The following is a 12,990-nucleotide window of genomic DNA, read 5'->3' on the forward strand; positions in this document are numbered from 1 at the left end:
CGGTCAGAACGCCTCGGGTGGAGAGCGGGGGATGAGGGCGGGGCGGCGCTGTGTCGTACGGCCCGGGCGGTGGATCGGCGACGGCCGCCTCCCGTCGCGGCCGGGGCCCGCGCCGCGCGGTGTCGGCGGGCGGATGTCGATCACTCCGGCGAGTGAACGATCTCGCGGCGTGAGCTTGCCTCCCGGGTCTGCGTGCCCATGCCCTCGGGGCCCGCGTACGGCACTTGCGGGCCACTCACCGGCCGCTGCCCGGTCCGAGTGGAGGTTCTCCGGCGACGGGCGGGACCCGGCCCGGCGGGACGCCGTCCCGGCGGCAAGCACCGTACCGCCCGGGCCGTCGGAGCCCGCGTACGGCACCTGCGGGCCACTCACCGGCCACTGCCCGGTCCGGGTGAAGGTTCTCCGGCGACGGGCGGAACCCGGACCGGAGGGACGCCCTCCCGGCAGCCAGCACCATGCCACCCGGGCCGACCGCCTGTGCCCTCGGGGCCCGTACGACACCTGCGGGCCACTCACCGGCCGCTGCCCGGTCCGAGTGGAGGTTCTCCGGTGACGGGCGGAACCTGGACCGGCGGGACGCCGTCCCGGCGGCAAGCACCGTGTCGGCCGGGCCGGTTGGTGCCCGATCGCACCCCTCGGTCACCGGTGGGGCCGAGTGTCGGCGACACTTCTCGGACACCGGCCGAAGGCCCGACATCGGATCCTGGTCGGTGGTTGTCAGTGCCTCGGTCCACAATGGTCCGCGTCAGATCCGTCCACGCCTCAGCAAGGAGCCGGCAGCGATGGCCCGCCGCAGCACGAAGACCCCGCCGCCCGACGACTCGTACGAGGAGAAGATCCTCGACATCGACGTCGTCGACGAGATGCAGGGCTCCTTCCTCGAGTACGCGTACTCGGTCATCTACTCCCGGGCCCTGCCGGACGCCCGCGACGGCCTCAAGCCGGTGCATCGCCGCATCGTGTACCAGATGAACGAGATGGGCCTGCGCCCCGACCGCAGCTATGTGAAGTGCGCCCGCGTCGTCGGCGAGGTCATGGGTAAGTTGCACCCGCACGGCGACGCGTCGATCTACGACGCCCTGGTGCGCATGGCCCAGCCCTTCTCGATGCGCGTCCCGCTGGTCGACGGCCACGGCAACTTCGGCTCGCTGGGCAACGACGACCCGCCGGCCGCCATGCGGTACACCGAGTGCCGGCAGACCCAGGCCACGAGCCTGATGACCGAGTCGATCGAAGAGGACACGGTCGACTTCACCCCCAACTACGACGGCCAGGAGCAGGAGCCGGTGGCGCTGCCGGCCGCCTTCCCGAACCTCCTGGTCAACGGCGCTGCGGGCATCGCCGTCGGCATGGCCACGAACATGCCGCCGCACAACCTCGGCGAGGTCATCGCCGCCGCCCGCCATCTGATCCGCCACCCGAACGCGGATTTGGCCGCCCTGATGAAGCACGTCCCGGGCCCCGACCTGCCCACCGGCGGCCGGATCGTCGGCCTCTCGGGCATCCGGGACGCGTACGAGACGGGCCGCGGCACCTTCAAGATCCGCGCCACGGTCGAGATCGAGACGGTGACCGCCCGCCGCAAGGGCCTGGTCGTCACCGAGCTGCCCTTCACGGTCGGCCCGGAGAAGGTGATCGCCAAGATCAAGGACCTGGTCGGCTCGAAGAAGCTGCAGGGCATCGCCGACGTCAAGGACCTCACCGACCGCGAGCACGGCCTGCGTCTGGTCATCGAGATCAAGAACGGCTTCGTGCCGGAGGCGGTCCTGGAGCAGCTCTACAAGCTGACGCCGATGGAGGAGTCCTTCGGCATCAACAACGTCGCGCTGGTCGACGGCCAGCCCCTCACCCTGGGCCTCAAGGAGCTGCTGGAGGTCTACCTCGACCACCGCTTCGAGGTCGTACGGCGCCGCAGCGAGTTCCGCCGCGGCAAGCGGCGCGACCGTCTGCACCTGGTCGAGGGCCTGCTCACGGCGCTGGTGGACATCGACGAGGTCATCCGGCTGATCCGGTCCAGCGAGAACTCCGCCCAGGCCAAACAGCGCCTGATGGAGCGCTTCTCGCTGAGCGAGATCCAGACCCAGTACATCCTCGACACCCCGCTGCGCCGGCTCACCAAGTACGACCGCATCGAGCTGGACGCGGAGAAGGACCGGCTCAACGAGGAGATCGCGGAGCTGACCCGGATCCTCGAGTCGGACGCGGAGCTGCGCAAGCTGGTCTCCTCGGAACTGGCCGCGGTGGCCAAGAAGTTCGGCACCGAGCGGCGTACGGTCCTGCTGGAGACGGCGGGCACCCCGGTCGCGGCCGTGCCGCTCCAGGTGGCCGACGACCCGTGCCGGGTGCTGCTGTCCTCGACGGATCTGCTGGCCCGTACGGCGAACGGCGATCCCTTCGCGGACGCCGCCGACGCCAAGCGCTCCAAGCACGACGTGATCGTCTCGGCGGTGCCGGCCACGGCCCGCGGCGAGGTGGGCGCGGTGACCTCGGCGGGCCGGCTGCTGCGGATCAACGTCGTCGATCTGCCGCAGCTCCCGGAGACGGCGTCGAGACCGAACCTCGCGGGCGGCGCGCCGCTGTCGGAGTTCGTCTCCCTGGAGGACGGCGAGACCGTGGTCTGCCTGACCACCCTCGACGAGTCCTCGCCCGGCCTGGCGCTCGGCACGGCACAGGGCGTCGTCAAGCGTGTGGTGCCCGACTATCCGTCCAACAAGGAGGAGTTGGAGGTCATCACCCTCAAGGACGGTGACCGGATCGTCGGCGCGGTCGAGCTGCGCACCGGTGAGGAGGACCTGGTCTTCATCACCGACGACGCCCAGCTGCTGCGCTACCAGGCCTCGCAGGTCCGCCCGCAGGGCCGTGCGGCCGGCGGCGTGGCGGGCATCAAGCTCGCCGAGGGCGCGAAGGTCATCTCCTTCACGGCGGTCGACCCGGCGGCCGACGCGGTGGTGTTCACGGTCGCGGGCTCGCGCGGCACGCTGGACGACTCGGTCCAGACGACGGCCAAGCTCACCCCGTTCGACCAGTACCCGCGCAAGGGCCGCGCCACGGGTGGCGTGCGCTGCCAGCGGTTCCTGAAGGGCGAGGACTGTCTGTCCCTGGCCTGGGCGGGCGCCGTACCGGCCAAGGCCGCGCAGAAGAACGGCTCTCCGGCCGAGCTGCCGGAGATCGACCCGCGCCGTGACGGCTCGGGTGTGTCGCTGGCGAAGACGGTGTCGGTGGTGGCGGGACCGGTCTAGGCCTCCTCGAAGGCGCCTTCTTCCGGCGATCCCTCGGGGTCTGGGTCTCGCACATAGCGCAGAACGCCCCACATGCCGTGCTCGTCGACGGTGTGTGGGGCGTCGCTCTTGCACCCCTCCAGCTCCTTGCCGAGGGCGGACGCGTCGATGCCGGAGCCGATGAGCACGAGCTGGGTCAGGCGGGTGCCGGCGCCGGCCCACGGTTCCGGGTAGAAGCGCAGGAACGGCCCGACGGCGTGCACGGTGTAACGGTTCGCGGCGTCGTGCGGGCCGAAGTCCACGTACCCCTTGATCCGGTAGAGCCCCTCCGGCCTGCTGTCCAAGAACGCCATCAACCGGCGCGGGTCGAGGGGCGCGTCGGAGACGAAGGACAGGCTGTCGTAGGCGGTGTGCAGATGACCGTGGTGGTCCTCGGCGCCGTCGCCGGTGTGCTCGTGCAGGTCGTCGAAGGAGAGCTGTCCGATGCGCTCCTCGCCGGGCCGGCAGTCGAACAGGAATTCGGGGTCGATACGGCCGTAGGTGGCCGGGACAACGGCGGCGCGGGCGGCGAGATCGCGTACCAGCCCGAGAACACGCTCACCGTCCGCCGCCCGGTCGAGCTTGTTGACCACGACGAGGTCGGCGAGGCCCAGGTGCCGGTCGATCTCGGGGTGCTTGGCGCGCGTGCCGTCGAACTCGGCGGCGTCGACGACCTCGACGAGACCGCCGTAGACGATGCCCGGATGCTCACTGGCGAGCAGCATGCGCACGAGTTCCTGGGGTTCGGCGAGCCCGCTGGCCTCGATGACGATGACGTCGATGCCGGTGTCGGGCCGGGCGAGCCGCTCCAGGTAGACGTCCAGCTCACTGGCGTCGACCGCGCAACACAGGCAGCCGTTGCCGAGCGAGACGGTCGAGTCGCCGAGCGCGCCGGCGACGGCCATGGCGTCGATCTCGATGGCGCCGAAGTCGTTGACGATGGCTCCGATGCGGGTGCCTCCGCTGCGGTGGAGGAGGTGGTTGAGCAGAGTCGTCTTTCCGGAACCGAGGAATCCGGCGAGTACGACGACCGGAATCTGCTGCGGGCCGGGGCTCGGCTGGCTCAACGTGCGACCTTTCTCACGCCGACGGGTGCACCGGCTCGCGGCTCGGCGCACATCCGAGGTTTCGAATGCCGACCCAGGATACGAGCGGGAAGAATCACCGTGAAGTGAACGATTGTTAGCAGCACTTGCCGGGCAGACGTTGGGCAAGGCGCCGGGGCGTGCGACCCTCGCTTCCCTCCGTGCGCCTCCTCTCCGCCTCCCCGCCGATCAGAGCCGCTCGGCACTCTGGGAGACGGCAAGCGCCGCCCACCGCTCGCCGGTCCCCTCAAGTCGACCCGCACCCCGACGACCGGCGGACGGCCGCCTGATTCGGGGGTTGACATGGCCACACGGAGGAATGGGATACGAGGGCTGGGTACGGCCGTGGCCGCGGGCTTGGGGTTGATGACAGGAGCCCTGGCCGGCGTGGCCGCGCAGCGCCGTACGCTCGACTCGCTGCGCATACGCCTGGAGCACATGGAGGAACAGGTGGCGCACACCCACCGCCACAGCAACCTGGCCAATCAGCAGCATCTGCACTGGGAGCTGCTGAGCAAGGCGATCGACAGCCCCGAGCTGGCCGAGGTGCTGGACATCTTCGAAGTGCCGGCGTCGCCGCAGAAGCGGCGGCAGTACCTCTTCGCCAATGCCCTGTACACCAATCTGCTGTTCTACTACCGCATCGGCAATCTGAGCCGCGATGAGTTCTTCGGGCGCGTCCGGGGGCTGCTGCAGAATCCCGTGGTCAAGGAGTACTGGTTCGCGACGCAGGGCCAGCGGGCCACGCTTCCCGAGGACTCGGACGAGGCCGAGCTGGGCCGTATGGTCGACGACCTGCTCCGTCAGCTCGACGACGCGGACGGCGAGGAATGGTGGGTGGTCGGAGAGCCGACGATCGACTAGCGAACGGAACACACAGCTGCGCTCTCACACCAGGTCCGCTTCTGAAAAGACTTGCGGGCCGGTGTCGATCCGACCTCATCCCGTTCGACGTGATGACGTGGCGCACCTCGCCACACGAGATCGCGACCAGGACCCGATGAGGACAGACCATGGATCAGCTGCTGAGAGTCATGAACTTCAACGTCTCGAGCGACGGGATCGGTGCCGGTGAGCACCAGAGCCTCGAGAGCCCCTTCGGCCTCCCCCATCCTGAGCGGCTGTTCGCCTGGGCCGGCGCCACGGCGAGCTGGCCGATGCGCACCGACCCCGGCGGCAGCCGTGGCCTCGACGACTACTTCACGCGGGACTTCGCACGCGACATCGGCGCCGAGATCATGGGCCGCAACAAGTTCGGGCCCCAGCGCGGTCCCTGGCAGGACCACGACTGGCGGGGCTGGTGGGGTGACGAGCCCCCGTTTCACACCCCGGTGTTCGTCATGACCCACCACATGCGCCCGTCGATCACGCTCTCCGACACCACGTTCCACTTTGTCGACGGCAGCCCGGTCTCGGTCCTCGAACGGGCGCGGGAGGCGGCACAGGGCAAGGACGTCCGTCTCGGCGGCGGGGTCACCACCATCCGGCAGTTCCTCGACGCCGACCTCGTCGACACCCTGCACGTGGCGGTCTCGCCGGTGCAGCTCGGGTCCGGCCTCCGCCTCTGGGAGTCGCCGGATGAACTGCTCGACCGGTTCCATCTCGAGGTCGTCCCCAGCCCGAGCGGTGTGGCGCACCACGTGTTCTGGCGAAAGTGACAGGAGTCCGCACGGGCAGGGACCTGCTGGGCCGCTGGGCCCCCTCGAGGACGCGGCCCAGCCGAACCGGTCGAAGATGGCAAGGCGCGCGCGCAGAAATCACACCCGCGGGCGATAACGAACAGGTCAAGTCCCCAGTTGTCCCAGACGCCACTGGGGTTGACTCTCGCACGATCGCGTAGAGCGACTCCACAAGAGCGTCACTCACGCCGCCGGATGACGAGTGCACCCCACAGGGCAGCCTCCCGCCTGCAGCCATTGTGCGCCAGTTCTTCAGCCGTGAATCAGAGGTAAGCAACAGTGAGTCAGATCATCCGTCGGATCGGCGTCCCCCCAAGCCACCGGGGGAGCACAGGAGGAGGCAATTGCCCTGACATCTTCGAACTGGCCGATGGGAGCTTCGCGGTCATCGGTACGGACGCCACGGACTCGCTGGACCCGGATCTCCCCTCCGACGCCTCGCGCGCGGACTACGAGCGCATCGTCGTCATCACTCGCGAGACCTTGATCCGAGCCAAGGCGGACATCCCCGACGCGTAGGTGACGCCGTGGATCAGGCCGGTTCCATGGCCTTGCTCACCGGTATGGCCTTGCTCACCAGTGCGGTGAGCGACCGCCCGGCAACCGCTGTCGCGAGAGCCGTGGCGGTGGTCGTGTCGTGCCCGGGCCGACTTCCCCAGGCCCGGCGTCCGCCAGTCCGCTGACGAGGGCACCTCTTGGGTCCGGCACCGTCCCGGTGCCGGACCTCAGGCATTTCTCAGGCCACTTCGGGGACCGCCACCGGCGCCCCCGGTCCCACATACCGTGCCACCGGCCGGATGATCTTCGAGTCCCGGGCCTGTTCCAGGACGTTGGCACTCCAGCCCACGACCCGCGCCGCGGCGAACGTGGGTGTGAACATCTCGCGCGGCAGACCGCAGAGTTCCATGACCACGCCCGCGTAGAACTCGACGTTCGTATGGAGTTCACGGCCGGGCTTCAGCTCGGCGAGGATCGCCTCCACACGCCGTTCGACCTCCACCGCGAACTCGACGCGCGAACCGCCGAAGCTCTCGGCGATCTCGCGGAGCATCCGGGAGCGGGGGTCCTCGGTGCGGTAGACGGGGTGACCGAAGCCCATGATGCGCTCACCCGCGAGGACGCGTTCCCGGATCCAGGCGTCGATGCGGTCGGGGGTGCCGATCGCGTCCAGCGTGTCCAGCGCACGACTGGGCGCACCGCCGTGCAGCGGCCCCGACAGCGCGCCCACGGCACCGACGAGGCAGGCCGCGACGTCCGCACCTGTGGAGGTGATGACGCGCGCCGTGAAGGTTGACGCATTGAATCCATGGTCGATGGTCGAGATCAAGTATTGCTCGATCGCCCGTGTCCGCCCCGGGTCGGGTACCGAACCCGTCAACATGTACAGGTAGTTCGCCGCGTACGACAGATCCTCACGCGGCTCAACGGGATCAAGTCCGCCACCCAGTCGGTGCAGTGCGGTGAGCAGCGTCGGTACGGCCGCGGCCGCGACGAGGGTGTCCCGGCGGCGCCGGTCGGCGTCGATGTCGTACACCGGGCGGAAGCCCTGTGCCGCGCCGAGCAGGGACAGCGCGGTGCGCAGGCCGGCCAGCGGGCCGGAGCGTCCGCTGGCCGCCGCGATGGCGGGCAGGGCCGCCCGCACCTCGTCGGGCAGCCGCCGCAGCGCGGCGGTCTCGGCGGCGAAGGCGGTGGCGCGTTCGGCGTCCGGCAGTTCACCGTGGACGAGCAGATGCCAGACGTCCTCGAAGGGGCGCGTCCGCGCGAGTTCGACGGCCGAGTACTGGCGGTAGTGGTAGAAGCCCTCGAGCCCCCGGACGTCGCCGACCTCGGTGTCGGTGACGACGACGCCGGCGAGTCCACGCGGCACGTCGACGAGTGCGGCTGCTGGCCTGTTGACGGACATGAATTCCTCCCTGGACTTGATTTGACTGTCCATGATTGACTTTATTTCTGTCAATATTGATTGAATCAATACAAGGATCAATGTTCAGCGCCCTGGATACGGTGACCCCATGCGCGATCAAGAACCCGGCCCCGCGGGGCGGCGGCTGACCACTCAGGAGGCCGCCGAACTGCTCGGTGTGAAGCCCGAGACCGTGTACGCGTACGTCAGCCGCGGTCACCTCAGCAGCCGCCGCGTGCCCGGTGGCCGGGGCAGCACCTTCGACGCACAGGAGGTCGAGAGCCTCGCCCGGCGCAACAAGCGGGAGAGCACGGGCACTTCGGGATCGGGCGGCGAGCTGTCGGTGCGCACCCGCCTGACGTTCATCGACACCGACCGCTACTGCTTCCGGGGTGTGGACGCCACGGAACTGGCCGCCCGGCACTCCTACGAGGAGGTCGCCGAGTGGCTGTGGACCGGCCGGTTGCGCCCCGGCGTCACCTTCTCCGCCCCCGGGCCCGCCGTCGCCGCCGCCCGCCGCGCCGTCGCCGCCCTGCCCGCACACGCCGACCCCACCGACCGGTTGCGGGTCGCGGCGATCGCCGCCGCGACGGCGGACCCGCTGCGCTTCGACCTGTCCGAGGAGTCGGTGCTCGGCACCGCGCGCATCCTCATCCCCACCCTGGTCGCCGCCCTCACCCCCACAGGGTTCACCTACCGCGACGAGGGCTCACTCGCCGAGCGTCTGTGGAGCGGGCTGAGCAGGCGTACCGCCGACGAGGCGACGGTGCGGGTTCTGGACACGGCGCTCGCCCTGCTCGTCGACCACGACCTGGCCGCCTCGACCCTCGCCGTGCGGGTCGCCGCGTCGGCCCGCGCACATGCCTACGCGGCCGTCTCCACCGGGCTCGCCGTGCTCGAGGGCCCGCTGCACGGCGCGGCCAGCGGCCTCGCCCACAAGCTGATCGCGGAGGTCCTCGACCGGGGCGACGCGGGCCCCGTGATCGCCGAGGAGCTGCGGGCCGGCCGGCGCATTCCGGGGCTCGGGCACCGGCTCTATGCCGGCGAGGACCCACGCGCGCGTGTCCTGTTCGGGCTCCTGGAGGAGATCCCCCGCTGCGCCCCCGCCCTCGCCGCGGCCCGCGACATCGTCGCCACGGCCGCCCGCCACACTCCGCTGCACGCCAACGTCGACCTGGCCCTGGCCGTCTTCACGGCGTCCTGCGCCATGCCCGCCACGGCAGGCGAGACGATCTTCGCCGTGGCCCGTACGGCGGGCTGGATCGCCCACGCCCTGGAGGAGTACGGCGAGCGCCCGCTGCGTATGCGGCCGAGCGGGCACTACACGGGCCCGAAGCCGCCTCAGCCGCTCCCGGAGTAGGACGCGCACTCCCGGAGCAGGCCGCGCCGACACCGCGGCAGCGGGACGGAAGCCCCCTCGGCAAGTCACCGCGACTCAAGTCAGGTTAGGCTCACCTCTGTGAGTACGTGCTCAACCGTCTCGCGGGACCTCGACGAGCCCATCGCGGGGACCGCGGCGACCGCGACGACCTGGCTGCTGCTGGAGCAGCCCGGTCCGTGGGGTGCCAAGGCGCTCACCCAGAGCCACCTGGATCCCGCGCTGGGCCGTGCCCTGGAGTCGGCCGCGCGGGGCACGGGCGTACGCGTCGCGCTGATCCGCCGCCCCGGTCGGCACGCCGACTGCGGCGGGCTCGCCGAGCGCCAGGTGTACGTGGCCCACACGGTGCCCGGGAACGTCTGGCTGCACGCCGCCACGATCAGCGACCCCGAGCAACTGCTCGACCTGGACTTCGCCGCCCTCGGCATGGGCGACCACCACACCTTCGACTCGGTTCTCCAGGGCCGGCCCCACACAGGCGACCCGCTCGCCCTCGTCTGCACCAACGGCAAGCGGGACCGCTGCTGCGCGCTCCTGGGCCGCCCGCTCGCGGCCGAGCTCGCCGCATCCGGTGTGGACGGCGTCTGGGAGGTCACCCATCTGGGTGGACATCGCTTCTCCCCGACGCTGCTCGTGCTGCCGTACGGCTACGCGTACGGCCGGGCTCAGGCCCCCGCCGTCAAGGATGTCCTGCACGGCGTCCAGGAGGGTCGGATCGTCGTCGAGGGCTGCCGTGGCAACTCCGCCTGGGAGCGGCCGGGCCAGGCGGCCGAGCTGGCGGTGCGCAGGGCGACGGGTGAGGACGCCGCGGAGGCGCTGAGCGTCGTACGGACGGACGGTGCGGCCCCGCGGTGGGAAGTGACCGTCGCCCACGTGGACGGCCGCCGTTGGCACGTCAGTGTGACCCAGGGGACCTCTCTGCCGCCCCGCCCCGAGAGTTGCGGCTCGGTGCTCGGCTCGCCCGCGCGGATGGACGTGGTGGCGGTGCGCGAGTTCACGATCACGATGGCACCGGTGCTCGCGGGCTGAGCGGTTCCGCCGACTCCACCTCGCGAGCCGGCCTGGAGCCGTCGGCCCTGCCCCCTTCGCGGGCCCACACGGACCCGCCACACCCACGTTGATCAGGAGATACACGTCACACCCCGCTACGGGTGCCCGGGCCCGCCCACGTACCGTCATGGGTATGAGCCCCACTCCCCCCGCCCGTCGCCTGCGCCTCGGTCTGCCCCGGCGGATGTTCGCGCAGGTGCTGCTGATGCAGGTGGCGATCGCCGCGGGAGTCGCGGTGCTCGCGACCGGTCTGTTCCTCGCGCCGCTCAGCGACCAGCTGGACGACCAGGCGATGCGCCGTGCGCTGTCGATCGCGCAGACCACCGCGGTCCAGCCGCAGATCGCCAAGGACCTGACGGGCACGCCCGCGACGGCCGGCGGCCCGGTACAGCGGGAGGCGGAGCGCATCCGCAAGGCCACCAAGGCCGAGTACATCGTCGTCATGGACCGGCGTGGGGTGCGCTGGTCCCACCCCACGCCGAGCGAGATCGGCAGGCTCGTCTCGACCGACCCGGGCCAGGCCCTGGCCGGCCACGAGGTCATGCAGATCGACAGCGGCACCCTGGGCCGCACCGCGCGCGGCAAGGTGCCGTTGCGCGACGGCGACGGAAAGATCATCGGAGCGGTCTCGGTCGGTATCGCGTACGACAGCGTGCGGGCCCGTCTGCTGCACGCCATCCCCGGCCTGTTCGCGTACGCGGGCGGCGCACTCGCGGTCGGCGCACTGGCCGCCTGGCTCATCTCCCGCCGGGTCCAGCGGCAGACCCGTGACCTGGCCTTCTCCGATATCTCGGCCCTGCTGGCGGAGCGCGAGGCGATGCTGCACGGCATCCGGGAGGGCGTCGTCGCCCTGGACCGCGCGGGCCGTATCCGCCTCCTCAACGACGAGGCGCGGCGCCTGCTGGGCATCGGTGACGAGGCCGTCGGCCGCTCCCTGGACGAGGCGCTCGGCGCGGGCCGTACGGCCGATGTGCTGGCCGGCCGGGTGACCGGCACCGATCTGCTCACGGTCCGCGGTCAGCGCGTCCTGGTCGCCAACCGCATGCCCACCGACGACGGGGGCGCCGTCGCCACCCTGCGCGACCGCACCGAGCTGGAGCAGCTCGGCCGGGAACTGGACTCCACGCGCGGCCTCATCGACGCTCTGCGCGCCCAGGACCACGAGCACGCCAACCGTATGCACACGCTGCTGGGGCTGCTCGAGCTGGAGATGTACGACGACGCGGTGGAGTTCGTCGGCGAGGTGGTCGGCGACCATCGGGCCACCGCCGAGCAGGTCGCCGAGAAGATCCAGGACCCGCTGCTCGCGGCCCTGCTGGTCGGCAAGGCGACCGTGGCGGCCGAGCGCGGAGTGGCGCTGCGCCTGTCCGACCGCACGGGCCTCCCGGACCGGCTGGTCGACCCCAGGGGGCTGGTCACGATCGTCGGCAACCTGGTGGACAACGCGCTCGACGCCGTCGCGGGCACGCCGCACGCGCGCGTGGAGGTGGAACTGCGGGCCGAGGGGCGTACCGCGACCCTCAGGGTGCGCGACACGGGTCCGGGAATCCCCGAGGAGCAGCGCGAGTTGATCTTCACCGAGGGATGGTCGACCAAGCAGCGCCCGGCCCACCGCGAGCGGGGCATCGGGCTCCCCCTGGTGCGCAGGCTCGCCGAGCGGCAGGGTGGCAGCGCGACGGTGGGCGACGCGGCCGGCGGCGGCGCGCAGTTCACGGTCGTCCTGCCCGAGGCCCTGGCCGAGCCCGCCCTGGAACCGGCCCTCACCATGCCGTCGGATCCGCACGCCGTCGCCGAGGAGGAGTCGCGATGATCGAGGTCCTGGTCGTGGACGACGACACGCGCGTGGCGCGGGTCAACGCCGCCTACGTCGAGAAGGTGCCGGGCTTCCACGTGGCCGGCGAGGCGCACAGCGCGGCCGAGGCGCTGCGCCGCGTGGCGGAACTGCCTCGGCTGGACCTGGTCCTCATGGATCACTACCTGCCCGACGAGACGGGTCTGGCGGTCGTCCAGGAGATGCGCCGGCGCGGCCACCAGACCGACGTGATCATGGTGACGGCGGCGCGGGACGTGTCCACCGTGCAGGCGGCGATGCGGCACGGGGCGCTGCAGTATCTGGTCAAGCCGTTCGCCTTCGCGGGTCTGCGCACCAAGCTGGAGGCTTACGCCGAACTGCGCCGCACCCTCGACGGCGGCGGCGAGGCGGAGCAGGCCGAGGTGGACCGCATCTTCGGTGCCCTGTCCACCCCGTCGGAGCCCGACCTGCCCAAGGGCCACTCCCCCACCACCGCGGAACTCGTACGCCGCTCCCTGATGAACGCCGAAGGCCCCCTGTCGGCCCAGGAGATCGCCGAACGGACGGGGGTGAGCCGCCAGACCGCCCAGCGCTATCTGAAGCTCCTGGAACGCACGGGACGGGCGCGCCTCACCCTCAAGTACGGGGACGCGGGCCGCCCGGAACACCGTTACGTGTGGGCGACCCGCGCCTGAGGCACGGCCCGTGGGGGCGGGGGAAGGAACCGTGCCCTCCTCTTCATACGGATCCCGGCCGCCCAAATATCAGCCGCCCGTGGATGTCATGCGCGGGTACTGAGCCCATACGGCGACGGGGATGCCGTACGGCGGTGAAGGCGCCGTAGGG

10 protein-coding genes are annotated in these 12,990 nt (G+C 71.1%); 8 read left to right on the forward strand and 2 right to left on the reverse strand.

Annotated elements, in window-relative coordinates:
* Positions 1-782: 782 nt before the first annotated feature.
* Positions 783-3,239, forward strand: a complete 2,457-nt coding sequence (locus IM697_RS33945) for a DNA gyrase/topoisomerase IV subunit A (protein WP_194039910.1) — start codon at positions 783-785, stop codon at positions 3,237-3,239.
* On the opposite strand, the gene IM697_RS33950 is transcribed toward IM697_RS33945, so the two are convergent.
* Complete coding sequence (locus tag IM697_RS33950) at positions 3,236-4,324, reverse strand: CobW family GTP-binding protein (protein ID WP_194039911.1); 1,089 nt, start codon at positions 4,322-4,324, stop codon at positions 3,236-3,238. The genes IM697_RS33945 and IM697_RS33950 overlap by 4 nt on opposite strands.
* Positions 4,325-4,708: 384 nt before the next feature.
* Between IM697_RS33950 and IM697_RS33955 the strand changes: the two genes are divergently transcribed.
* The 3 genes from IM697_RS33955 to IM697_RS33965 all read left to right on the forward strand — a co-directional run bounded on the left by IM697_RS33955 (position 4,709) and on the right by IM697_RS33965 (position 6,540).
* Positions 4,709-5,206 carry a DUF6082 family protein gene (locus IM697_RS33955; protein WP_265582686.1) on the forward strand — a complete coding sequence of 166 codons (498 nt, stop codon included), beginning with the start codon at positions 4,709-4,711 and terminating at the stop codon, positions 5,204-5,206.
* Between the two features lie 149 nt (positions 5,207-5,355).
* A complete protein-coding gene (locus tag IM697_RS33960) occupies positions 5,356-6,000 on the forward strand; it encodes a dihydrofolate reductase family protein (RefSeq protein ID WP_194039913.1) in 645 nt (214 codons plus the stop codon).
* Between the two features lie 300 nt (positions 6,001-6,300).
* Positions 6,301-6,540, forward strand: a complete 240-nt coding sequence (locus tag IM697_RS33965) for a hypothetical protein (protein WP_194039914.1) — start codon at positions 6,301-6,303, stop codon at positions 6,538-6,540.
* 217 nt (positions 6,541-6,757) lie between these two features.
* On the opposite strand, the gene IM697_RS33970 is transcribed toward IM697_RS33965, so the two are convergent.
* A complete protein-coding gene (locus tag IM697_RS33970) occupies positions 6,758-7,924 on the reverse strand; it encodes a citrate synthase/methylcitrate synthase (protein WP_194039915.1) in 1,167 nt (388 codons plus the stop codon).
* 109 nt (positions 7,925-8,033) lie between these two features.
* Here IM697_RS33970 and IM697_RS33975 point away from each other — a divergent pair, with 109 nt between their 5' ends.
* The 4 genes from IM697_RS33975 (at position 8,034) to IM697_RS33990 (ending at position 12,839) form a co-directional block, all read left to right on the forward strand.
* The gene (locus tag IM697_RS33975; RefSeq protein WP_194039916.1) at positions 8,034-9,284 is read left to right on the forward strand and encodes a citrate synthase; all 1,251 of its coding nucleotides are present in this window, start codon (positions 8,034-8,036) and stop codon (positions 9,282-9,284) included.
* 99 nt (positions 9,285-9,383) lie between these two features.
* Entirely contained in the window at positions 9,384-10,331 is a 948-nt protein-coding gene (locus tag IM697_RS33980) for a sucrase ferredoxin (RefSeq protein WP_194039917.1), read from the forward strand.
* A gap of 154 nt (positions 10,332-10,485) precedes the next feature.
* A complete protein-coding gene (locus tag IM697_RS33985; protein ID WP_194039918.1) occupies positions 10,486-12,162 on the forward strand; it encodes an ATP-binding protein in 1,677 nt (558 codons plus the stop codon).
* Complete coding sequence (locus IM697_RS33990; protein ID WP_194039919.1) at positions 12,159-12,839, forward strand: response regulator; 681 nt, start codon at positions 12,159-12,161, stop codon at positions 12,837-12,839. The genes IM697_RS33985 and IM697_RS33990 overlap by 4 nt, the downstream gene beginning before the upstream one ends.
* Positions 12,840-12,990: the final 151 nt, after the last annotated feature.

It is taken from the genome of Streptomyces ferrugineus (assembly GCF_015160855.1).
Lineage (GTDB): Bacteria > Actinomycetota > Actinomycetes > Streptomycetales > Streptomycetaceae > Streptomyces > Streptomyces ferrugineus.